Source organism: Pantoea sp. CFSAN033090, from assembly GCF_001264395.1.
Taxonomy (GTDB): Bacteria; Pseudomonadota; Gammaproteobacteria; order Enterobacterales; family Enterobacteriaceae; genus Pantoea; species Pantoea agglomerans.
Genome location: NZ_LGYX01000007.1, coordinates 123,316 through 145,905, shown reverse-complemented (window position 1 = coordinate 145,905; position 22,590 = coordinate 123,316). Strand labels below are relative to the sequence as shown.

The 22,590-nt window shown below is 55.3% G+C and carries 18 protein-coding genes; 16 read left to right on the top strand and 2 right to left on the bottom strand.

What is annotated here, in order from left to right:
• Positions 1 to 142 precede the first annotated feature (142 nt).
• The 3 genes from tal (at position 143) to AFL22_RS07485 (ending at position 3,224) form a co-directional block, all read left to right on the top strand.
• A complete protein-coding gene (gene tal, locus AFL22_RS07495; protein ID WP_010253690.1) occupies positions 143 to 1,096 on the top strand; it encodes a transaldolase in 954 nt (317 codons plus the stop codon).
• A gap of 126 nt (positions 1,097 to 1,222) precedes the next feature.
• Positions 1,223 to 1,810 carry a molybdopterin adenylyltransferase gene (gene mog / locus AFL22_RS07490; RefSeq protein ID WP_052271123.1) on the top strand — a complete coding sequence of 196 codons (588 nt, stop codon included), beginning with the start codon at positions 1,223 to 1,225 and terminating at the stop codon, positions 1,808 to 1,810.
• A 106-nt stretch (positions 1,811 to 1,916) separates the two neighbouring features.
• Entirely contained in the window at positions 1,917 to 3,224 is a 1,308-nt protein-coding gene (locus AFL22_RS07485) for an MFS transporter (protein WP_052271122.1), read from the top strand.
• Between the two features lie 52 nt (positions 3,225 to 3,276).
• Here the strand turns inward: AFL22_RS07485 and satP are convergent, their stop codons facing one another.
• Positions 3,277 to 3,846, bottom strand: coding sequence for an acetate uptake transporter (gene satP, locus AFL22_RS07480; protein ID WP_052271121.1), 570 nt, complete (start codon positions 3,844 to 3,846; stop codon positions 3,277 to 3,279).
• A gap of 302 nt (positions 3,847 to 4,148) precedes the next feature.
• On the opposite strand from satP, the gene dnaK reads away from it, so the two are divergent.
• From dnaK to nhaR, 4 genes are all read left to right on the top strand, one after another.
• A complete protein-coding gene (gene dnaK, locus AFL22_RS07475; protein WP_052271120.1) occupies positions 4,149 to 6,059 on the top strand; it encodes a molecular chaperone DnaK in 1,911 nt (636 codons plus the stop codon).
• A 104-nt stretch (positions 6,060 to 6,163) separates the two neighbouring features.
• Entirely contained in the window at positions 6,164 to 7,309 is a 1,146-nt protein-coding gene (gene dnaJ, locus AFL22_RS07470) for a molecular chaperone DnaJ (protein WP_010253699.1), read from the top strand.
• An 805-nt stretch (positions 7,310 to 8,114) separates the two neighbouring features.
• Positions 8,115 to 9,293 (top strand): Na+/H+ antiporter NhaA, encoded by a 1,179-nt coding sequence (gene nhaA / locus AFL22_RS07465; protein ID WP_052271119.1) that lies wholly within the window; start codon positions 8,115 to 8,117, stop codon positions 9,291 to 9,293.
• A gap of 30 nt (positions 9,294 to 9,323) precedes the next feature.
• Positions 9,324 to 10,232, top strand: coding sequence for a transcriptional activator NhaR (nhaR, locus tag AFL22_RS07460; protein WP_045140782.1), 909 nt, complete (start codon positions 9,324 to 9,326; stop codon positions 10,230 to 10,232).
• A 38-nt stretch (positions 10,233 to 10,270) separates the two neighbouring features.
• Here nhaR and rpsT read toward each other — a convergent pair whose 3' ends face one another.
• Positions 10,271 to 10,534: a 30S ribosomal protein S20 gene (rpsT, locus tag AFL22_RS07455; protein ID WP_008925553.1), complete on the bottom strand. Its 264-nt coding sequence runs from the start codon at positions 10,532 to 10,534 to the stop codon at positions 10,271 to 10,273.
• 306 nt (positions 10,535 to 10,840) lie between these two features.
• Between rpsT and ribF the strand changes: the two genes are divergently transcribed.
• From ribF to carB, 9 genes are all read left to right on the top strand, one after another.
• Entirely contained in the window at positions 10,841 to 11,770 is a 930-nt protein-coding gene (ribF, locus tag AFL22_RS07450; protein WP_010253714.1) for a bifunctional riboflavin kinase/FAD synthetase, read from the top strand.
• Positions 11,771 to 11,799: 29 nt separating this feature from the next.
• Positions 11,800 to 14,616, top strand: a complete 2,817-nt coding sequence (gene ileS, locus AFL22_RS07445) for an isoleucine--tRNA ligase (RefSeq protein WP_010671810.1) — start codon at positions 11,800 to 11,802, stop codon at positions 14,614 to 14,616.
• Positions 14,616 to 15,122, top strand: a complete 507-nt coding sequence (gene lspA, locus AFL22_RS07440) for a signal peptidase II (protein ID WP_010253719.1) — start codon at positions 14,616 to 14,618, stop codon at positions 15,120 to 15,122. The genes ileS and lspA overlap by 1 nt, the downstream gene beginning before the upstream one ends.
• A 3-nt stretch (positions 15,123 to 15,125) precedes the next feature.
• Positions 15,126 to 15,596, top strand: coding sequence for an FKBP-type peptidyl-prolyl cis-trans isomerase (fkpB, locus tag AFL22_RS07435; protein ID WP_010253720.1), 471 nt, complete (start codon positions 15,126 to 15,128; stop codon positions 15,594 to 15,596).
• On the top strand, positions 15,577 to 16,530 hold the full coding sequence (gene ispH / locus AFL22_RS07430) for a 4-hydroxy-3-methylbut-2-enyl diphosphate reductase (RefSeq protein WP_010253724.1): 954 nt from the start codon (positions 15,577 to 15,579) through the stop codon (positions 16,528 to 16,530). The genes fkpB and ispH overlap by 20 nt, the downstream gene beginning before the upstream one ends.
• A gap of 223 nt (positions 16,531 to 16,753) precedes the next feature.
• Entirely contained in the window at positions 16,754 to 17,569 is an 816-nt protein-coding gene (gene dapB / locus AFL22_RS07425) for a 4-hydroxy-tetrahydrodipicolinate reductase (protein WP_010253726.1), read from the top strand.
• Positions 17,570 to 17,630: 61 nt separating this feature from the next.
• A complete protein-coding gene (locus AFL22_RS23975; RefSeq protein ID WP_156311583.1) occupies positions 17,631 to 17,975 on the top strand; it encodes a hypothetical protein in 345 nt (114 codons plus the stop codon).
• Between the two features lie 62 nt (positions 17,976 to 18,037).
• Positions 18,038 to 19,186: a glutamine-hydrolyzing carbamoyl-phosphate synthase small subunit gene (gene carA / locus AFL22_RS07420; RefSeq protein ID WP_033756525.1), complete on the top strand. Its 1,149-nt coding sequence runs from the start codon at positions 18,038 to 18,040 to the stop codon at positions 19,184 to 19,186.
• A gap of 14 nt (positions 19,187 to 19,200) precedes the next feature.
• The gene (gene carB, locus AFL22_RS07415; protein WP_010253739.1) at positions 19,201 to 22,428 is read left to right on the top strand and encodes a carbamoyl-phosphate synthase large subunit; all 3,228 of its coding nucleotides are present in this window, start codon (positions 19,201 to 19,203) and stop codon (positions 22,426 to 22,428) included.
• The last annotated feature ends 162 nt before the right edge of the window (positions 22,429 to 22,590 follow it).

Sequence of the window (22,590 nt, the reverse complement as noted above, 5' to 3'; positions counted from 1 at the left end):
AAAAAAGCCGCAAAGAATGACGAATCACACCTATTTGTTCGCGCTATCGTAAACGGCATTCCCTGACCTTGCGCCACCGTTGCCGCGTGATATTATCGCAACAGCCTTTTTTCACACTGACAGTTAACTAAGAGAAAAGAACATGACGGACAAACTTACCTCCCTGCGTCAGCTCACCACCGTCGTCGCCGACACCGGTGATATTGCAGCCATGAAGCTGTATCAGCCACAAGACGCCACCACCAACCCTTCTCTGATTCTCAACGCCGCGCAAATTCCTGAATACCGTAAACTGATCGATGAAGCGATCGGCTGGGCGCGTGATCAGAGCAGCAACAAAGAAGAGCAGCTGCAGCTGGTTTCTGACAAGCTGGCCGTGAACATTGGTCTGGAAATCCTCAAACTGATCCCAGGCCGCATCTCGACGGAAGTAGATGCGCGTCTCTCTTACGACACTGAAGGCAGCATCGCCAAAGCCCGCAGCCTGATCAAACTCTACAATGATGCCGGTATCAGCAATGACCGCATCCTGATCAAACTGGCCTCTACCTGGCAGGGCATCCGTGCTGCAGAGCAGCTGGAAAAAGAGGGTATCAACTGTAACCTGACGCTGCTGTTCTCCTTTGCTCAGGCGCGTGCCTGTGCCGAAGCGGGCGTGTTCCTGATCTCTCCGTTTGTTGGCCGTATCCTCGACTGGTACAAAGCCAATACTGACAAGAAAGAGTATGCCGCGCACGAAGATCCAGGCGTGGTTTCAGTTTCTGAAATCTACAACTACTACAAGCAGCACGGCTATGAAACCGTGGTGATGGGAGCCAGCTTCCGTAACGTCGGCGAAATCATCGAGCTGGCTGGCTGTGACCGTCTGACCATTTCTCCTGCGCTGCTGAAAGAGCTGGCGGAGAGCGAAGGCACCCTGGAGCGTAAACTGAGCTACAGCGGCGAAGTGAAAGCGCGTCCGGCCCGCATGACCGAGTCTGAGTTCCTGTGGCAGCACAACCAGGATCCGATGGCGGTTGCGAAGCTGGCAGAAGGTATCCGCAATTTTGCCGTTGATCAGGGCAAACTTGAGAAGATGCTGGCAGAACTGCTGTAATCTGTTGACCGTGGCGGCGCAGGCTGCCACGGTTTTCCCTTTTCCGACCCTTTCACTTTATATTATCCTCTCGGCTATTCCCCTTTTACTCCAACCGCACCGCGGTAAATCACAGCGAAGCTAATCATGAATACATTACGCATTGGCCTGATCTCGGTCTCCGATCGCGCCGCGAACGGCATTTATCAGGATCAGGGTATTCCCGCGCTGGAGAGCTGGCTCGGCAGCGCAATCAGCAGCCCGTTTGAGATTGAGTCCCGACTGGTGCCCGACGAGCAGCCGATGATTGAGCAGGCGATTTGCGAACTGGTCGATGAACGTTTTTGCCATCTGGTGTTAACCACCGGCGGCACCGGTCCGGCCCGACGCGATGTCACGCCCGATGCCACCTTAGCCGTTGCCGATCGTGAAATGCCTGGTTTTGGTGAGCAGATGCGCCAGATCAGCCTGCAGTTCGTACCGACCGCGATTCTGTCGCGTCAGGTCGGGGTGATCCGCAAGCAGTCGCTGATCCTCAATCTGCCTGGTCAGCCGAAGTCGATCAAAGAGACGCTGGAAGGGCTGAAGGATGAGCAGGGCAACGTAAAAGTTCACGGCATCTTTGCATCTGTACCTTATTGTTTACAGTTGCTGGAAGGGCCTTACGTCGAAACGCATTCCAGTGTAGTAGCAGCATTTCGGCCTAAAAGCGCGATACATGAGATAAATAACTAAATATTCCCCATTTCAGGCATAAGCTATAGCCTTGCTGGTGTGGCAAAAGATTGACGGTATAGTAATAAGATCTTTACAACCTTATCTCTTTTGCCTCTGGAATATTATGAATCCGACTCACACTCAGCGTCTGACCGGTAAGGATTACAAGACCCTGGCGCTGGCCGCGCTGGGCGGCGCGCTGGAATTCTACGACTTCATTATCTTCGTCTTCTTCGCCACCGTGATTGGCGAACTCTTTTTCCCCTCGGATATTCCGGAATGGCTGCGTCAGCTGCAGACGTTTGCCATTTTTGCCGCAGGCTATCTGGCTCGTCCGCTGGGCGGCATCGTGATGGCGCATTTTGGCGATAAGCTCGGGCGCAAAAAGATGTTCAGCCTGAGCATTCTGCTGATGGCGCTGCCGACCCTGATGATGGGCGCTTTACCCACCTGGCAGACGATTGGTATTGCTGCGCCACTGCTGATGCTGCTGATGCGGATGTTACAGGGCGCGGCGATTGGCGGTGAAGTGCCGGGCGCCTGGGTGTTTGTCGCGGAACACGTGCCCTATAAACGTATCGGCATCGCCTGCGGCACGCTGACGGCCGGGCTGACTATCGGCATTTTACTGGGGTCGCTGGTAGCCACGCTGATCAATACCTCAATGTCGCAGCAGGCGATCCATGATGGCGGCTGGCGCATCCCGTTCTTCCTCGGCGGCGTGTTCGGGCTGATCGCGATGTACCTGCGTCGCTGGCTGCATGAGACGCCAGTGTTTATCGAGATGCAGCAGCGTAAAGCGCTGGCTGAAACTCTGCCGCTGAAGACCGTGCTGGCAGAGCATAAAAAGTCGATTGTCATCTCTATGCTGCTGACCTGGCTGCTCTCCGCCTGCATCGTGGTGGTGATCCTGATGTCGCCGGTCTGGCTGCAAAAACAGCAGGGCATCGCGCCTGCGCTGACCCTGCAGGCCAACAGCATCGCCACCGTGATGCTCTGCATTGGCTGCATTATTGCCGGACTCGCGGCCGATCGCTTTGGTGCCAGTCGTACGCTGTGTGTCGGCAGCCTGCTGCTGGCGATCTGTAGCTGGCAGTTTTATCACCTGACCGCCCTCTATCCACAGCAGCTCTTCCTGCTTTATGGCGTGGCGGGTCTTAGCGTCGGTATCGTCGGCGTGGTGCCCTTTGTGATGGTGCGCGCCTTTCCGGCAGAAGTGCGTTTTACCGGACTCTCATTTTCCTACAACCTCTCCTATGCGATCTTCGGCGGGCTGACACCCATCTTTGTGTCGCTGCTGATGAACGTCTCAGTGATGGCACCCTGCTGGTATGTGATGGCGCTGGCGCTGGTGGGATTGCTGACGGGGATCTGGCTGCGGCGTGATGTCAGCCACGAGCCTGGCCTGCAGCAGGGGATTAACTCTTTGTAATGCGGGGACGCGGAGCCTGGCTCCGCGTCTTTTTTTATGCGTAAAGGCAGGCTTAGAGTGATTTCGCGCCAATCGGCAGAATGGTGCGGCCAAAGGTTTCGTTCAGCACTTCACCCATCGCCAGATAGCAGGCGCTGACTCCACAGAGTATCCCGACCCAGCCCGCGGAGACCACCAGCGCCGGCAGGTGCATAAGATGAGCCACGGCCAGCAGCAGAAACAGCAGCGTGAGCGAGCCGAAAACAAACTGCAGCATCCGCGCACCTTTCAGCGTACCGACGAACATAAACAGCGTGAAAATGCCCCACAGTGCCAGCCAGGCCCCCAGGAAACGTTCGTCAGGCGCTTTTGCCAGACCCATTTCAGGTAACAGCAGAATCGCCACAAAGCTTAACCAGAACATACCGTAAGAGGTAAAGGCGGTCAGCCCGAAAGTGTTGTTGTTTTTAAACTCCAGCAGACCGGCCAGCACCTGCGCAATTCCGCCATAAAAAATGCCCATGGCTAAAATCGCCACGTCCATGGCAAACAGGCCCGTGTTGTGCAGGTTCAGCAAAATGGTCGTCATGCCAAATCCCATTAATCCCAGCGGGGCAGGGTTAGCCAGCGTTGAATTTGCCATAGTTCCTCGGCAGTAAAATGATCGTTGATGTAATAAACGGATTTCGTCCTGCTCCCTGAGGGGAACAAGGCGACGCATCATATTCAGCGTTGTGGCAGCGTTCTTTGATCCCGACAGGGCCAAAGGTAAAAATTTTTTTTTGGTTTAGCCCTTGATGCGCATCGAAGCGGCCCCATTTACTTGTCATCGAGCGTTGTGAACGTTGGAAAAAAAGCATGTGCTGGCAGTTGAATGCAAACAACCCGCCCACATAAAAGGTTCACAACCCAAATTGGCAACGAATTTAAGTGGGAGATGTTTAGATGGGTAAGATTATTGGTATTGACCTGGGTACAACCAACTCTTGTGTTGCGATCATGGATGGCACTAAAGCACGCGTGCTGGAAAATGCCGAGGGCGATCGCACCACGCCTTCAATTATTGCGTATACACAGGATGGCGAAATTCTGGTCGGTCAACCGGCTAAACGTCAGGCAGTGACCAACCCGCAGAATACCCTGTTCGCAATTAAGCGTCTGATCGGTCGTCGCTTCCAGGACGAAGAAGTACAGCGTGATATTAAAATCATGCCGTACAAAATTACCGGCGCTGACAACGGCGACGCATGGCTGGAAGTGAAAGGTCAGAGAATGGCACCGCCGCAGATCTCTGCTGAAGTGCTGAAGAAAATGAAAAAGACCGCCGAAGATTACCTCGGTGAGCCAGTGACTGAAGCGGTTATTACCGTACCGGCTTACTTCAACGATGCGCAGCGTCAGGCGACCAAAGACGCCGGCCGTATCGCGGGTCTGGAAGTCAAACGTATCATTAACGAACCGACTGCTGCTGCACTGGCATACGGTCTGGATAAAGGCCAGGGTAACCGCACCATCGCGGTTTATGACCTGGGTGGCGGTACCTTCGATATCTCAATCATTGAGATCGACGAAGTTGACGGCGAAAAAACCTTTGAAGTTCTGGCGACCAACGGTGATACCCACCTGGGTGGTGAAGACTTCGATAGCCGCCTGATTAACTATCTGGTTGCTGAATTCAAGAAAGACCAGGGCATCGATCTGCACAACGATCCACTGGCGATGCAGCGTCTGAAAGAAGCGGCAGAGAAAGCGAAAATCGAACTTTCTTCTGCACAGCAGACCGACGTTAACCTGCCATACATCACGGCAGATGCGACCGGTCCTAAACACCTGAACATCAAAGTGACCCGCTCTAAACTGGAGTCACTGGTTGAAGATCTGGTTGCTCGCTCAATCGCGCCACTGAAAGTTGCGCTGCAGGACGCCGGACTGTCTGTTTCAGACATCAACGACGTTATCCTGGTGGGTGGTCAGACTCGTATGCCACTGGTTCAGGCCAAAGTGACTGAGTTCTTCGGTAAAGAGCCACGTAAAGACGTGAACCCGGATGAAGCGGTCGCGGTCGGTGCTGCAGTTCAGGGTGGTGTACTGGGTGGCGACGTGAAAGACGTGCTGCTGCTGGACGTTACCCCGCTGTCACTGGGTATCGAAACCATGGGTGGTGTGATGACTTCGCTGATCAGCAAGAACACCACTATCCCAACCAAGCACAGCCAGGTCTTCTCGACTGCTGAAGATAACCAGTCAGCCGTGACCATTCACGTGCTGCAGGGTGAGCGTAAGCGCGCCAATGACAACAAGTCACTGGGCCAGTTCAACCTCGACGGTATCCAGAACGCGCCACGCGGTCTGCCGCAGATCGAAGTGACCTTCGACATCGATGCGGATGGTATCCTGCACGTGTCGGCGAAAGATAAGAACAGCGGTAAAGAGCAGAAAATCACCATCAAAGCCTCTTCAGGTCTGAGCGATGAAGAGATCCAGAAAATGGTGCGTGATGCGGAAGCGAACGCTGAATCTGACCGCAAGTTCGAAGAGCTGGTACAGACGCGTAACCAGGGCGATCAGATTGCCCACAGCACGCGTAAGCAGCTGGAAGAAGCGGGCGAAAAACTGTCAGCTGATGACAAAGCGCCAATCGAAGCCGCTCTGGCCGCGCTGGAAACTGCGCTGAGAGGCGAAGACAAAGCTGAAATCGACGCCAAAATGCAGGCGCTGATGGAAGTGTCCGGCAAACTGATGGAAGCGGCACAGCAGTCTCAGGCGGGTGCAGCGGATGCCGGTGACGCGTCAGCGAAGAAAGATGACGACGTTGTCGATGCTGAATTCGAAGAAGTGAAAGACAACAAGAAATAATTGCCCCTGACCGGGCGCGACGGTTGGCCTGACAGCCGTTGAAACCAGCACGGGCGTAGGAGATCTCTCCACGCCCGTGCGATCATGTTAAGGGCTAAATAAACATGGCGAAGAGTGATTACTACGAGATTTTAGGCGTCGCCAAATCCGCGGACGAGCGTGAAATCAAAAAGGCTTACAAACGCCTGGCAATGAAATTTCACCCGGACCGTAATCCCGGTGACAAAGAAGCCGAAGCCAAATTCAAAGAGGTCAAGGAAGCGTACGAAATCCTGACCGATGCGCAGAAGCGTGCGGCCTACGATCAATATGGTCATGCAGCCTTTGAACAGGGCGGTATGGGTGGCGGTGGATACGGCGGCGGCGGCTTTGGTGGCGGCGGCGCAGACTTCAGCGATATCTTTGGCGACGTGTTCGGTGACATCTTTGGTGGTGGACGCCGTCAGCGCGCCTCCCGTGGCGCCGATTTACGCTACAACATGGAGCTGTCGCTGGAAGAAGCGGTACGCGGCGTGACCAAAGAGATCCGCATTCCAACGCTGGAAGAGTGTGACGTCTGCCACGGCAGCGGCGCGAAAGCGGGAACGCAGCCACAAACCTGTTCAACCTGTCACGGTGCAGGCCAGGTGCAGATGCGCCAGGGCTTCTTCACCGTTCAGCAGGCCTGTCCGACCTGTCATGGTCGCGGCTCGGTGATTAAAGATCCGTGCAACGCCTGTCATGGTCATGGCCGTGTTGAGAAGTCGAAAACGCTGTCAGTGAAAATCCCGGCAGGGGTCGACACCGGCGATCGCATTCGTCTGAGCGGCGAAGGCGAAGCGGGCGAGCAGGGCGCACCAGCAGGCGATCTCTACGTTCAGGTCTCGGTGAAGAAACACCCGATCTTCGAGCGTGAAGAGAACAATCTCTACTGTGAAGTGCCGATCAACTTTGCGATGGCAGCGCTGGGAGGTGAGATTGAAGTACCGACCCTGGATGGTCGCGTGAAGCTGAAAGTGCCGTCAGAAACTCAGACCGGCAAGCTGTTCCGCATGCGCGGACGTGGCGTGAAATCTGTGCGTGGCGGCGCGGTCGGCGATCTGCTGTGTCGTGTCGTGGTGGAAACACCGGTCAGCCTGAATGAGAAACAGAAAGCGCTGTTGCGTGAACTGGAAGAGAGTTTTGGCGGCCCGAGCGGCGAGCATAACAGCCCACGCTCCAAGAGCTTTTTCGACGGCGTGAAAAAATTCTTTGATGATCTGACTCGTTAAGTCTGCCTGATAAAAAGCGGAGCCCCGGCTCTGATGCCAGTCAGTTAAGCGACAGGTGATAACGCAGTCTGGTGCCGCGCAGGGGCTGGCGGTCCTCGCGCCGCTGCGCGGTTCCTTCACTTCATTCCTCTGCCTGACGGACCGGCGGGGATGGCACATCCTGTGCCGCCCCGCCTTTCGCCCGCGTCCTGCGGGCTCTCCTGGCAGACTCATTCTGTTCAGCGCTGCGGATTACCTGCCCCTGCCCGACCCCAGCCTGCTCTGAAACTTCAGTGTGTAGTGTTAAAAAGGGCACGAGAGTGGAGGCCTGAGCGCCTCTGCTGCTGAAAGGGCTATCCGCAGCGCTGAGGCGTGACGGTGGGCCAGAAGTCCACGCCGGGAAGCGTGGACAGTTCGGGGCCGGCCAGGGAGGGCCGATCCCCGAACGGTTCGTCGGCACGCCGTCAAAGCCGAAGGTACCGCGTGAGCGGCGCGAGGACGGCCCGGCAGCAGCAGAGGTGCTCAGGCCCGCACTGCGGCTCGCTCGCCCGGAAAAAAAGCTGCCACGTTTGACCGTGACAGCCTTTACAAATCTAATCTTAACTGACCAGCATTGGAGCCCCGGCTCCGCTTTTTTTTACTTTAAATCCCCTGCCTGTGATGGCTGCATTATCTCTCCCTCACCGCAGCACTCATAAAAAAGCCGACGTTTACTGCTGCTACTGCTCGGCGAAACCGAGCAAATAGCGCGGTATAAGCTGCTTTTAACGAACTATATGAATCGTTACACTGTTTAACATTCTGTCTCTGCTCAGGAAGATGAACGTTGAACAAGCCGCGCAAATTAAAAAATCTGCTAAAAAGTTTTATTGAAAGTGATGCCAGCAATGGCGTGATGTTGATCGTGGCGGCGGTCGCGGCGATGATCCTCGCCAATACTGCCGCTACCGCCCAGGGTTACCAGGCTTTGCTGAATGAACCGGTACAAATCCGCTTCGGGGCGCTGGATATCAGCAAAAACTTGCTGTTGTGGATCAACGATGCGCTGATGGCGCTTTTCTTTCTGGTTATTGGCCTGGAAGTTAAGCGTGAGTTGATGGTCGGCGAACTTGCCAGCCGTGACAAGGCTATCTTCCCGGTCATCGCGGCAATAGGCGGCATGGCGTTACCCGCTCTGATCTTCCTGTTTTTCAACCATGGTGATGAGATTGCACGCAACGGCTGGGCCATTCCCACCGCAACCGATATCGCTTTTGCGCTGGGTGTGCTGGCCCTTCTGGGCAGCCGTGTTCCCGTTGCGCTGAAAGTCTTTCTGATGGCACTGGCGATTATTGATGACCTGGGTGCCATTGTGATTATCGCTCTGTTCTATACCAGTGACCTCTCAGTGCTCTCCCTGTGCGTGGCTGCTGGCGCAATTGTCGTGCTGGCACTCCTGAACCGCTTTAACGTCCGTAGAATCTCAGTCTACATACTGGTGGGTATCATACTCTGGACCGCCGTGCTGAAGTCGGGCGTCCACGCAACCCTGGCTGGCGTCATTGTGGGCTTCTTCGTGCCTCTGGAGAAGAAAGAGGGGCACTCTCCAGCGGAACATCTGGCGCATGGTCTGATGCCGTGGGTGAACTGGATGATTCTGCCGCTGTTTGCCTTTGCTAATGCCGGTATCTCACTTGCTGGCATTACGCTGAGTGATGTCCTCTCGCCTGAACCGTCAGGCATCATCTTCGGCCTGTTAATCGGTAAGCCATTAGGCATTACGCTCTTCTGCTGGCTGGCGGTAAAACTGCGGCTGGCAGTATTACCCAACGGCACAACCATACGCGATATTATGGCGATTGGTGTGCTGTGCGGAATTGGCTTCACTATGTCAATTTTTATCAGTTCGCTGGCCTTTGATGCCGCGCATGAACAGCTGGTGACCTTTTCTAAACTGGGCATACTGACCGGCTCTCTGCTTTCAGCCGTCATCGGCTATACGCTGCTGCGAATTAAACTGCGTTAATGGAGAGGAGGCGCAAGCCTCCTTTTTTCTATGAATCAGCTCAATTTCAATCATCTCTACTACTTCTGGCACGCCTGCCGTGCGGGATCAATTACGGCGGCAGCAGAGGCACTCTCCCTGACGCCACAGACCATTACCGGGCAGATTAAGGCACTGGAGGAGCGCCTGCAGGGCAAGCTGTTCCGGCGTCAGGGACGGGGCCTGGTACCGACTGAACTAGGGCAGCTGGTTTTTCGCTATGCTGACCGCATGTTTATGCTGAGTCAGGAGATGCTGGATATTGTGAATTACCGCAAAGAGTCTCATCTGCTACTGGATGTTGGCGTGGCAGATGCGCTCTCAAAGCAGCTGGTCAGCAAAGTGCTGGAGACGGCGGTGGTCGCAGAGGAGAAAATTCATCTGCGCTGTTTTGAATCGACCCACGAAATGCTGCTGGAGCAGCTCAGTCAGCATAAGCTGGATATGATTATCTCTGACTGCTCCATCGACCCCACCCAACAGGAAGGGCTGTTTTCGGTGAAGCTGGGGGAATGCCCGATCAGCTTCTGGTCAACCCAGCCGCTCAGCGATCTCTCTTTTCCGGCCTGCCTGGAGACGCGTCCCCTGCTGATTCCGGGGCGCCGCTCCATGCTGGGGCGCAAAATCCTCAACTGGATCAGCACCCAGGGGCTGCAGGTGGAGATTCTGGGTGAGTTTGATGATGCGGCACTGATGACGGCGTTTGGTGCGCGACAGAATGCGATTTTTGTCGCGCCTTTGCTGGAGATGGGTCAACGTGAGGGGATATATGAAGTCGGGCGGCTCGACGCGGTATCAGAGGAGTATCACATACTCTTCGCGGAGCGGATGATTCAGCATCCGGCGGTGCAGCGACTCTGTCACGCAGACTTCAGCGAACTCTTTCCCCGCCAGGGTACAGACGAAAAAAAACCGGCGTAAGCGCCGGCTTTTTTAACAAAGCGATTAACAACAGGCGATTAAGCCAGTTTGTTGATCTGTGCAGTCAGGTTAGACTTATAACGTGCAGCTTTGTTCTTGTGGATCAGACCTTTAGCAGCCTGACGGTCCACGAGTGGTTGCATTTCATTGAATGCGTTCTGCGCAGCAGCTTTGTCGCCTGAAGCGATCGCCGCGTATACTTTCTTAACGAAGGTACGCATCATAGAGCGGCGGCTAGCGTTATGCTTACGGCGTTTCTCAGATGTTACGGCGCGTTTCTTAGCTGATTTGATATTAGCCAAGGTACAACTCCCAAATGTGTTCTATAGAGACAAATCAAAGGCCGAGGACTATGCCCTTCTAACCTGATTTTGTCAATGGATTTGTGCAAATAAGCGTCGCCCTGAGAGCGGCACTCGGTTACGTATTTGATGGCGCAGGATTCTACCAGCTTCCCCTCGCTGAATACAGTATTTCGCGACAAAATTCTTAACATGCGCTTCTGCAACAGGAAATGCAGCGCCTAAAGCATGAAAGGCGTGCTGACGGGTTAACCTGAGTCGCTTTCAAGGGTATAATCCGCCGATTTCCACCGGTTTGGGCCAGCCATGAAGTTTATCCGCGGTATTCATAATCTTAACGAGCAGCATCGCGGCTGCGTTCTGACCATTGGTAATTTCGATGGCGTGCACCGTGGGCATCAGGCGCTGATGTCGCGGCTGTGTGAAGAGGGACGTAAGCGCAATCTGCCGGTGGTGGTCATGGTTTTTGAGCCACAGCCGCTGGAGCTGTTTGCCGGTGACAAAGCGCCGGCTCGTCTGACGCGTCTGCGTGAAAAACTGCGATACATGGCGGAAGCCGGCGTCGATAAAGTGTTGTGCGTGCGGTTCGACCGTCGCTTTGCGGCCCTGTCCGCCCAGCGTTTTATCAGTGACCTGTTAGTCGAAAAGCTGGACGTAAAGTACCTTGCGGTAGGCGATGATTTCCGCTTCGGCGCTGGTCGCCAGGGTGATTTCCTGTTATTACAGAAAGCCGGTGCGGAGTACGGCTTTGAGGTCGTCAGCACCGAAACCTTCTGTGATGGCGGTAAGCGAATCAGCAGTACTGCCGTGCGTCAGGCGCTGGCCGTGGATGATTTAGCGCTGGCGCAGTCGCTGCTTGGTCACCCTTTCACTATTTCCGGCCGCGTTGTGCACGGTGATGCACTGGGACGCACGCTGGGTTTCCCCACGGCGAACCTCCCTTTACGCCGCAGCGTCTCGCCAGTGAAAGGGGTTTATGCGGTAGAGGTACGGGGTCTGACGCCCGAGCCACTGCCAGGTGTCGCCAATATCGGCACCCGTCCGACCGTAAAAGGTTTACGCCAGCAGCTTGAAGTTCACCTGCTCGACATCAATATGGATCTCTATGGTCGTCACATTGATGTGGTGCTGAAACAGAAAATACGAAACGAGCAGCGCTTTGCCTCACTGGAGGCGTTGAAAGAACAAATTGCGAACGATGTGGTAACGGCCCGGCAGTTCTTTGGGCTGCTTTAACCTGAGCGAAAAACGGAATCGAGAATCTGATGAGTGACTATAAATCTACCCTGAATTTGCCGGAAACGGGATTCCCGATGCGTGGCGATCTGGCCAAACGCGAACCGGGAATGTTGCAACGCTGGTATGCCGACAACCTGTACGGCATCATCCGCGAAGCCAAAAAAGGGAAAAAAACCTTTATCCTGCATGATGGCCCTCCGTATGCGAACGGCAGCATTCATATTGGTCACTCCGTTAACAAGATTCTGAAAGACATTATCGTTAAGTCGAAAGGCATGGCGGGTTATGACTCGCCGTATGTGCCGGGCTGGGACTGTCACGGTCTGCCAATCGAACACAAAGTTGAGCAGATGATCGGCAAGCCAGGCGAGAAAGTCACCGCTGCTGAATTCCGCGAAGCGTGCCGCAAATACGCCGCGGAACAGGTTGAAGGCCAGAAGGCAGACTTTATCCGTCTGGGCGTGCTGGGCGACTGGGATCGTCCTTACCTGACCATGGATTTCGGTACCGAAGCCAACATCATTCGTGCGCTGAGTAAAATCATCGGCAACGGCCACCTGCACAAAGGCGCGAAGCCCGTGCACTGGTGTCTGGATTGCCGTTCTGCCTTAGCAGAAGCGGAAGTGGAGTATTACGACAAAACGTCACCGTCGATTGATGTGATGTTCAACGCCATTGATGCCGACGCGGTGCGTCAGGCGTTTGGTGTGGCACAGGTTAATGGTCCGATTTCACTGGTGATCTGGACGACGACACCGTGGACGCTGCCGGCTAACCGTGCCATCTCGTTAAACGCGGAATTTGAGTATCAGCTGCTGCAGATCGACGGTCGCGCGCTGATCCTGGCAAAAGATCTGGTCGAGAGCGTGATGAAGCGCGCGGGCGTCAGCGAATGGCAGGTACTGGGCGAATGTAAAGGCGCGGCGCTGGAGCTGCAGAAATTCCAGCATCCGTTCCTGGCGCTTGAGTCGCTGGTGGTACTGGGCGATCACGTCACCCTGGAAGCGGGTACCGGTGCAGTCCACACGGCACCTGGCCACGGCCCGGATGACTATGTTATCGGTCAGAAATATGGCATCGAAACCGCCAATCCGGTCGGACCGGATGGCCGCTATCTGCCAGGCACCTATCCAACGCTGGATGGGGTCAATGTCTTTAAAGCCAACGACATGATCGTTGAGCTGCTGAAAGAGAAGGGCGCGCTGCTGCACGTTGAGAAACTGCTGCACAGCTACCCGCACTGCTGGCGCCATAAAACGCCGATCATCTTCCGCGCCACGCCGCAATGGTTCATCAGCATGGATCAGAAAGGATTGCGTGCGCAGTCGCTGAAGGAGATCAAAGGCGTGCAGTGGATCCCGGACTGGGGCCAGGCGCGTATCGAATCGATGGTGGCGAACCGTCCTGACTGGTGTATCTCTCGTCAGCGTACCTGGGGCGTACCGATGGCGCTGTTCGTTCATAAAGAGAGCGAAGAGCTGCACCCGGACACGCTGGCGCTGATGGAAAAAGTGGCGCAGCGCGTTGAGCAGGAGGGGATTCAGGCCTGGTGGGATCTCGATCCGCGCGAGCTGATGGGCGACGATGCCGATCATTACGTAAAAGTGCCGGATACGCTGGATGTCTGGTTTGACTCCGGTTCAACCAGCTATTCCGTGGTTGATGCGCGTCCGGAATTTGGCGGACATGCGCCTGACCTTTATCTGGAAGGGTCCGATCAGCATCGCGGCTGGTTTATGTCCTCGCTGATGATCTCCACGGCGATGAAGGGCAAAGCGCCTTATCGTCAGGTACTGACGCACGGTTTCACCGTGGATGGTCAGGGCCGCAAGATGTCGAAATCGATCGGTAACACGGTTGCGCCGCAGGATGTGATGAACAAACTGGGCGCCGATATTCTGCGCCTGTGGGTGGCATCAACCGACTACTCGGGCGAAATGGCGGTCTCCGATGAGATCCTTAAACGTTCTGCCGATGCCTATCGCCGCATCCGTAACACCGCGCGTTTCCTGCTGGCTAACCTCAGCGGCTTTAACCCGGCGACCGATCTGGTGAAACCGGAAGAGATGGTGGTGGTGGATCGCTGGGCCGTCGGTCGCGCTCAGGCGGCACAGGCCGATATCGTTGCCTCTTACGAGAACTACGATTTCCACGAAGTGATCCAGCGACTGATGCAGTTCTGCTCAATTGAGATGGGCAGCTTCTATCTCGACATCATCAAGGATCGTCAGTACACCGCGAAAGGCGATGGCCTGGCGCGTCGCAGCTGCCAGACCGCGCTGTGGCATATCGTCGAAGCGCTGGTACGCTGGATGGCACCGATCATGTCCTTTACGGCGGATGAGATCTGGGGCTACCTGCCGGGCGAACGTGCGCAGTATGTCTTCACCGAAGAGTGGTATCAGGGGCTGTTTGGCCTGGCTGAAGATGAAGCGCTGAATGACGCCTACTGGGCTGAGCTGCTGAAAGTGCGTGGCGAAGTGAACAAGGTGATCGAGCAGGCGCGTGCGGATAAACGTATCGGTGGCGCACTGGAAGCAACGGTAACGCTCTATGCCGATCCGGAGCTGGCGGCTAAACTGCAGGCGCTGGGTAATGAGCTGCGCTTTGTGCTGCTGACCTCTGGCGCACAGGTGGCTGATTACGCCCTGGCGAACGACGAAGCGCAGCAGAGTGAGCTGCTGAAAGGTCTGAAAATCGCGCTGCACAAGGCGGAAGGCGAGAAATGTCAGCGCTGCTGGCATTACACTACCGACGTCGGACAGAATCCTGAGCATGCTGAGGTCTGTGGTCGTTGTTACACTAACGTAGCCGGTGACGGCGAACAGCGTGAATTTGCCTGATGCGTAAACCTATTTTATCAACCGGATTGCGCTGGCTGTGGCTGGTGCTGGTGGTGATTGTTGTCGACTTCGCCAGTAAGCAGTGGGTGATGAACAACATGATGCTGCATGAAACCCAGCCACTGATGCCCTACCTGAACCTGTTCTACGCGCACAACTACGGCGCGGCGTTCAGTTTCCTGGCGGACAAAGGCGGCTGGCAGCGCTGGTTCTTTGCCGGTATTGCGCTGGCTATCGTGATCTCACTGGTCGTGATGATGTATCGTAATCATGCCAGTCAGAAGATCGCTAACATCGCGTATGCCCTGATCATCGGCGGCGCGATAGGCAATCTGTTTGATCGCTCATACCATGGCTTTGTGGTCGATTTTATCGATTTCTATGTCGGTAACTGGCACTTCGCTACATTTAATATCGCTGACTGCGGCATCTGTATCGGTGCTGCATTGGTGGTGCTGGAGGGCTTTTTCAGCCCGAACGGCAAACAGGCTAAACAGAAAGGGTAAGTGATGACTGAGTCCGTACAGCGCGAAAGCGCGGTGTTGGTGCATTTTACGCTGAAGCTGGAAGATGGCTCGACGGCGGAATCGACCCGTGCAAACGGCAAGCCCGCGCTGTTCCGTCTCGGTGATGGCAGCCTCTCTGCGGCACTTGAGCAGGCACTGCTGGGGCTGAAAGCGGGTGAAACTAAACAGTTTACCCTGGAACCGGACGACGCCTTTGGCGGCGTCAGCCCTGACCTGATCCAGTATTTCTCGCGTCGGGACTTTATCGATGCGGGTGAGCCGGAAGTGGGAGCCATCATGCTGTTCAGCGGCATGGGCGGCAGTGAAATGCCTGGCGTGATCCGTGAAATCTCTGGTGACTCTATCACCGTGGATTTCAATCATCCGCTGGCAGGTCGTCGTATTCAGTTTGATGTAGAGGTGCTGGAAATCGATCCCGCACTGGAGGCCAACGATGCAAATCCTGTTAGCTAATCCGCGCGGCTTCTGCGCTGGCGTTGATCGTGCCATCAGTATTGTTGAGCGCGCGCTGGAGATGTATGGCGCGCCAATCTATGTCCGTCACGAAGTGGTGCATAACCGTTACGTGGTAAACAGCCTGCGTGAGCGTGGTGCCATCTTCATTGAAGAGATCAGTGAAGTGCCGGATAACGCGATTCTGATCTTCTCTGCGCACGGTGTTTCTCAGGCAGTGCGTGCCGAAGCCAAAGCGCGCAATCTGACCATGCTGTTTGACGCCACCTGTCCGCTGGTGACCAAGGTGCATATGGAAGTGGCACGCGCCAGCCGTAAAGGCGTTGAGGCAATACTGATTGGTCATGCAGGTCATCCGGAAGTCGAAGGCACCATGGGGCAGTACAACAACCCTAATGGCGGCATGTATCTGGTGGAGTCACCGGAAGATGTCTTCAGACTGACAGTAAAAGACGAAAACAATCTGAGCTTCATGACGCAGACCACGCTCTCTGTGGACGACACCTCTGACATCATTGATGCTCTGCGCCAGCGCTTCCCGGCAATTATCGGGCCGCGTAAAGATGATATCTGCTACGCCACCACCAACCGTCAGGAAGCGGTTCGTACTCTGGCTAAAGATGCGGAAGTGGTGCTGGTGGTGGGGTCGAAGAACTCCTCTAACTCTAACCGTCTGGCTGAGCTGGCTCAGCGTGCCGGTAAGCTGGCGAAGCTGATCGACTCTGCGGATGATATTCAGGAAGAGTGGGTAAAAGGCGTGGCCTGCATCGGCGTCACCGCAGGCGCGTCAGCGCCCGATATTCTGGTGCAGCAGGTGATCCAGCGGCTGCGTGAACTGGGCGGCGAAGCGGCAATTGAGCTGATTGGCCGTGAAGAGAATATTGTCTTCGAAGTGCCCAAAGAGCTGCGTGTCGAAGTGCGTAACGTGCAGTAACTCTGCGATATTACTGATAAAAAGGCCGACTCTGTTCGGCCTTTTTTGTTTTTTGAATCTGACAAAAAAAGTCGTTATTTGCTGTGGTGATTGCTTTTACTGATAATCACGGGCGGCTGGCATAAAATTCTTATTATCACGGATTAATAGTGGCGTGACTGTTAACTCATCGTTAACCTGATGACGCTTTGGATGCATAGTTTTGTTTTAGGAATGAATAAATATGAACACAATCCGCATTGCTATTGTGGGCGCGCCGGGCCGTATGGGCCGTAATCTGATTCAGGCGACGCAGCAGGCAGAAGGCGCAGAACTGGGTGCGGCACTGGCTCGCCCAGGCTCATCGCTGACCGGCAGCGACGCTGGTGAATTAGCGGGCATCGGAAAAAATGGCATCATCATCGCTGACGATTTACGCGCGGTGATTAACGATTTTGATGTGCTGGTCGACTTCACCCGCCCGGAAGGCACGCTGGAGTATATGGCGATCTGCCGTGAGCAGGGCAAAGCGATGGTGATCGGCACCACCGGTTTTGATGAAGCAGGCAAAGCGGCCATTCGGGCCGCTGCGGAAGATATCCCTATTGTGTTCGCCGCTAACTTCAGCGTGGGGGTTAACCTGGTGCTGAAGCTGCTGGAGAAGGCTGCCAAAGTGATGGGGGAGTACGCGGATATTGAGATCGTTGAAGCGCACCACCGCCATAAAGTTGATGCGCCCTCCGGAACCGCGCTGGCGATGGGTGAGGCGATTGCCGATGCGATGCAGTGGAAACTGGATGAGCATGCGGTCTATACGCGTGAGGGCCACACCGGCGAACGCCAGCCGCAGAGCATCGGTTTTGCGACAGTACGCGCGGGTGACATCGTCGGTGAGCATACTGCGATGTTTGCAGATATTGGCGAGCGCGTAGAGATAACCCACAAGGCTTCAAGCCGTATGACCTTTGCAAATGGCGCGGTTAAGTCCGCTTTATGGTTGAAAGATAAGAAATCTGGCCTGTTTGACATGCGTGATGTGCTGGATTTGTCGATGTTGTGAGTGTTGTTAACCATCGTGATGTGGTTGTTTCAATCGATAATCGCTTGATTGAAAAGGGGCAATGTTTTCATTGCCCTTAATTTTATCTGAAATATGCCTTCCAGATATAAATTTACCTCTGACTTCTGTTTTTTCCTGTTTTCTTCATTTATTTGCTCTGCCGGATGCTATTTTTGACCATTTGGTCAAAAATAAAGGCCGCGCTGCTTCTGTTTTGCTTTTACGCTGCCTGGCAAACGATTATTCCGCCGAGTTTTCCTCTCTTTTTGCTGCTTATGCCCGTTATTTTCCTCAGAAGGCAGATAAGGGTGAAAAAATCCCGCCGCAGGGTAGACAATGGCCAGGGCGATCATTAGAATGCGCGCAATTTGCCAAAAATCGCCAATTCAGGCGGTTTTTGCATTGATTCAGGCGGCTATTTTGAATTAATATGCAGATATTGTGACTGTTTATTCCCTGGAGGATGTTTTGATTAAGTCAGCGCTCTTGGTTCTGGAAGACGGAACCCAATTCCACGGTCGGGCCATCGGGGCAACAGGGTCGGCAGTGGGAGAAGTCGTTTTCAATACCTCAATGACCGGTTATCAAGAAATCCTCACTGATCCTTCCTATTCCCGCCAAATCGTTACTCTCACTTATCCCCATATCGGTAATGTCGGAACCAATACCGCCGACGAAGAATCCAGCCAGATTCATGCGCAGGGCCTGGTTATCCGTGACCTGCCGCTGATTGCCAGCAACTTCCGTAGTGAAGAGGGCTTATCCGCCTACCTGCAGCGCAACAACATCGTGGCGATTGCCGATATCGATACCCGCAAGCTGACGCGCTTGCTGCGTGAGAAAGGTGCACAAAACGGCTGCATCATTGCGGGCGATAATCCGGATGCCGCGCTGGCGCTGCAAAAAGCTCAGGCGTTCCCGGGACTGAAAGGGATGGATTTGGCGAAAGAGGTCTGCACCACTGAGACCTACAGCTGGCAGCAGGGCAGCTGGACGCTGGAGGGAGGGCTGCCAGAGCAGGCCGACGCTGAATCACTGCCTTACCATGTGGTGGCTTACGATTACGGTGCCAAGCGCAACATTCTGCGGATGCTGGTCGATCGCGGCTGTCGTCTGACCGTCGTTCCGGCACAGACGCCTGCCGAAGAAGTACTGAAGCTTAATCCGGATGGCATCTTCCTCTCTAACGGTCCTGGCGACCCGGAGCCATGCGACTACGCCATCAGTGCGATTCAGGCCTTCCTGAAAACAGAGATCCCGGTGTTCGGAATCTGTCTGGGTCATCAGCTGCTGGCGCTGGCCAGCGGGGCTAAGACCGTGAAGATGAAACTGGGTCACCACGGTGGCAACCATCCGGTGAAAGATCTCGATAACAATCGCGTGATGATCACCGCGCAGAACCACGGTTTTGCGGTTGATGAGAACAATCTTCCCGCTAACCTGCGTGTAACTCACATTTCGTTGTTCGATAAAACCGTGCAGGGCATTCACCGCACTGACAAGCCCGCATTCAGCTTCCAGGGACACCCGGAAGCGAGCCCGGGCCCAGGCGATGCTGCGCCGCTGTTTGACCACTTTATTGAATTGATTGACGCATTCCGTCTGCAAGCGAAGTAATCAGGAGCTAATTCATGCCAAAACGTACAGACCTAAAATCCATCCTGATTCTTGGTGCCGGTCCGATTGTGATCGGCCAGGCCTGCGAATTTGACTATTCCGGTGCGCAGGCGTGTAAAGCGCTGCGTGAAGAGGGTTACCGCGTCATTCTGGTGAACTCCAACCCGGCGACGATCATGACCGACCCGGAAATGGCTGATGCGACTTACATTGAGCCGATTCACTGGGAAGTGGTGCGCAAAATCATCGAAAAAGAGCGCCCGGACGCGGTACTGCCGACCATGGGCGGTCAGACAGCGCTGAACTGTGCGCTGGAGCTGGAACGTCATGGCGTGCTGGAAGAGTTTGGCGTCACCATGATCGGCGCAACGGCTGATGCGATCGACAAAGCAGAAGATCGTCGTCGTTTCGACGTGGCGATGAAAAGCATCGGTCTGGATACCGCGCGCTCCGGCATTGCGCACACCATGGAAGAAGCGCTGGCCGTGGCTGAAGATGTCGGTTTCCCCTGCATTATCCGTCCCTCATTTACTATGGGCGGAACCGGTGGCGGCATCGCCTACAACCGCGAAGAGTTTGAAGAGATTTGCGAACGCGGTCTGGACCTCTCACCGACCAATGAGCTGCTGATTGATGAGTCGCTGATTGGCTGGAAAGAGTATGAGATGGAAGTGGTGCGCGATAAAAACGACAACTGCATCATCGTCTGCTCAATTGAAAACTTCGATGCGATGGGGATCCACACCGGTGACTCCATCACGGTGGCACCTGCCCAGACGCTGACCGACAAAGAGTATCAGATCATGCGTAACGCCTCGCTGGCGGTACTGCGTGAGATCGGTGTTGAAACCGGTGGCTCCAACGTGCAGTTCTCGGTTAACCCGAAAGATGGCCGACTGATTGTCATTGAGATGAACCCGCGCGTGTCACGCTCCTCGGCGCTGGCCTCCAAAGCGACCGGTTTCCCGATTGCTAAAGTGGCGGCCAAACTGGCGGTCGGCTATACCCTCGACGAGCTGATGAATGATATCACCGGCGGTTTAACGCCAGCCTCGTTCGAGCCTTCCATCGACTACGTTGTCACCAAGATCCCGCGTTTCAACTTCGAAAAATTTGCCGGTGCCAACGATCGCCTGACCACGCAGATGAAGTCGGTCGGGGAAGTGATGGCAATTGGTCGTACTTTCCAGGAATCCATGCAGAAAGCGCTGCGCGGCCTGGAAGTAGGCGCTAACGGCTTCGACCCGAAAGTCCACCTCGACGACCCGGAAGCATTAACCCGCATCCGCCGTGAGCTGAAAGATGCCGGTTCAGACCGCATCTGGTACATCGCGGACGCCTTCCGTGCCGGCATGTCAGTGGATGGCGTGTTCAACCTGACCAATATTGACCGCTGGTTCCTGGTGCAGATTGAAGAGCTGGTGCGGCTGGAAGAGCAGGTTGCCCGTGAAGGGGTTAATAGCCTGGATGAGACGTTCCTGCGCGCCCTGAAGCGTAAAGGCTTTGCTGATGCACGGCTGGCGACACTGGCGGGCGTGGCAGAGAGCGAAATCCGCAAGCTGCGTCAGCAGTTTAACCTGCACCCGGTTTACAAGCGCGTGGATACCTGCGCCGCAGAGTTCGCGACAGACACCGCCTATATGTACTCCACCTATGAGGAGGAGTGCGAAGCTAATCCAAGTCCGGATCGCGAAAAAATCATGATTCTGGGCGGTGGGCCAAACCGTATCGGTCAGGGCATCGAATTCGACTATTGCTGCGTTCACGCCGCCCTGGCGCTGCGTGAAGATGGTTACCAGACCATTATGGTCAACTGTAACCCGGAAACAGTCTCGACCGATTACGACACCTCTGATCGCCTCTACTTCGAGCCGGTCACGCTGGAAGATGTGCTGGAGATTGTGCGCATTGAGCAGCCAAAAGGTGTGATTGTGCAGTATGGCGGTCAGACTCCGCTGAAACTGGCGCGTGCCCTGGAAGCCGCAGGCGTACCGGTTATCGGCACCAGCCCGGATTCCATCGACCGTGCTGAAGACCGTGAACGTTTCCAGCAGGCGGTTGATCGCCTGAACCTGAAGCAACCCGCCAACGCCACGGTGGCCACACTGGAGCAGGCGGTTGAGAAAGCCGCGGGTCTGGGTTATCCGCTGGTGGTGCGCCCTTCTTATGTGCTGGGTGGCCGCGCCATGGAGATCGTCTACGACGAGATCGACCTCAAGCGCTACTTCCAGACGGCGGTCTCGGTTTCCAACGATGCACCGGTGCTGCTGGATCGCTTCCTGGATGATGCGGTCGAAGTGGATGTTGATGCGATTTGCGACGGTGAGCGGGTGCTGATTGGCGGCATCATGGAACACATCGAGCAGGCTGGCGTTCACTCCGGTGACTCCGCCTGTTCACTGCCGGCTTACACCCTGAGTCAGGAGATTCAGAATGTGATGCGCCAGCAGGTTGAGAAGCTGGCGTTTGAGCTGAATGTTCGTGGCCTGATGAACGTCCAGTTCGCGGTGAAAGACAACGAAGTCTACCTGATCGAAGTTAACCCTCGTGCGGCGCGTACCGTGCCGTTCGTCTCTAAAGCGACCGGTGTCCCGCTGGCGAAAGTTGCCGCGCGCGTGATGGCAGGCAAAACGCTGGCAGAGCAGGGCGTCACTGAAGAGGTGATTCCGCCTTACTACTCTGTCAAAGAAGTGGTGCTGCCGTTTAACAAGTTCCAGGGCGTTGACCCGATTCTGGGGCCAGAAATGCGCTCTACCGGTGAAGTCATGGGCGTGGGCCGCACCTTCGCTGAGGCGTTTTCTAAAGCGATGCTGGGCGCACAGAGCAACATGAAGAAGTCGGGCCGTGCGCTGCTGTCGGTGCGTGAAGGCGACAAGAAACGTATTGTCGACCTGGCCGCTAAGCTGCAGAAGTTTGGTTTCGAACTGGATGCGACTCACGGCACGGCGGTTGTGCTGGGCGAAGCGGGCATCAATCCGCGCCTGGTGAACAAGGTGCACGAAGGGCGTCCGCACATTCAGGACCGTCTGAAGAACGGCGAGTATAGCTACATCGTCAATACCACGGCGGGTCGTCAGGCGATTGAAGATTCGAAACTGATTCGCCGCAGTGCTCTGCAGTATAAAGTGCACTACGACACCACGCTGAACGGCGGCTTCGCCACCGCGATGGCGCTGAATGCTGACCCGACGGAACAGGTTATCTCCGTTCAGGAGATGCATGCCCAGATCAAGGCGATGTAAGGCGATGTAATGTGAAAAACGGCTCCTGCGGGAGCCGTTTTTTTTGACCAAAATCTGGCCCGGTCAGCTGTGAGATCGAGCCTGCGAAGGGAACACGGTCAGATCGGAAAGTCGCTTAAGCCAATCCCTGGCCGCTCGGCCCGCGCGATTACGCACCTCATC

Bases quoted from the DNA above. Each gene is read 5' to 3' on its own strand.
- lspA (WP_010253719.1), top strand. From the start codon at position 14,616: ATGCGTAAACCTATTTTATCAACCGGATTGCGCTGGCTGTGGCTGGTG.
- mog (WP_052271123.1), top strand. From the start codon at position 1,223: ATGAATACATTACGCATTGGCCTGATCTCGGTCTCCGATCGCGCCGCG.
- carB (WP_010253739.1), top strand. From the start codon at position 19,201: ATGCCAAAACGTACAGACCTAAAATCCATCCTGATTCTTGGTGCCGGT.
- dapB (WP_010253726.1), top strand. From the start codon at position 16,754: ATGAACACAATCCGCATTGCTATTGTGGGCGCGCCGGGCCGTATGGGC.
- satP (WP_052271121.1), bottom strand. From the start codon at position 3,846: ATGGCAAATTCAACGCTGGCTAACCCTGCCCCGCTGGGATTAATGGGA.
- ispH (WP_010253724.1), top strand. From the start codon at position 15,577: ATGCAAATCCTGTTAGCTAATCCGCGCGGCTTCTGCGCTGGCGTTGAT.
- AFL22_RS07485 (WP_052271122.1), top strand. From the start codon at position 1,917: ATGAATCCGACTCACACTCAGCGTCTGACCGGTAAGGATTACAAGACC.
- nhaR (WP_045140782.1), top strand. From the start codon at position 9,324: ATGAATCAGCTCAATTTCAATCATCTCTACTACTTCTGGCACGCCTGC.
- ribF (WP_010253714.1), top strand. From the start codon at position 10,841: ATGAAGTTTATCCGCGGTATTCATAATCTTAACGAGCAGCATCGCGGC.
- AFL22_RS23975 (WP_156311583.1), top strand. From the start codon at position 17,631: ATGTTTTCATTGCCCTTAATTTTATCTGAAATATGCCTTCCAGATATA.
- dnaK (WP_052271120.1), top strand. From the start codon at position 4,149: ATGGGTAAGATTATTGGTATTGACCTGGGTACAACCAACTCTTGTGTT.
- dnaJ (WP_010253699.1), top strand. From the start codon at position 6,164: ATGGCGAAGAGTGATTACTACGAGATTTTAGGCGTCGCCAAATCCGCG.
- fkpB (WP_010253720.1), top strand. From the start codon at position 15,126: ATGACTGAGTCCGTACAGCGCGAAAGCGCGGTGTTGGTGCATTTTACG.
- ileS (WP_010671810.1), top strand. From the start codon at position 11,800: ATGAGTGACTATAAATCTACCCTGAATTTGCCGGAAACGGGATTCCCG.
- tal (WP_010253690.1), top strand. From the start codon at position 143: ATGACGGACAAACTTACCTCCCTGCGTCAGCTCACCACCGTCGTCGCC.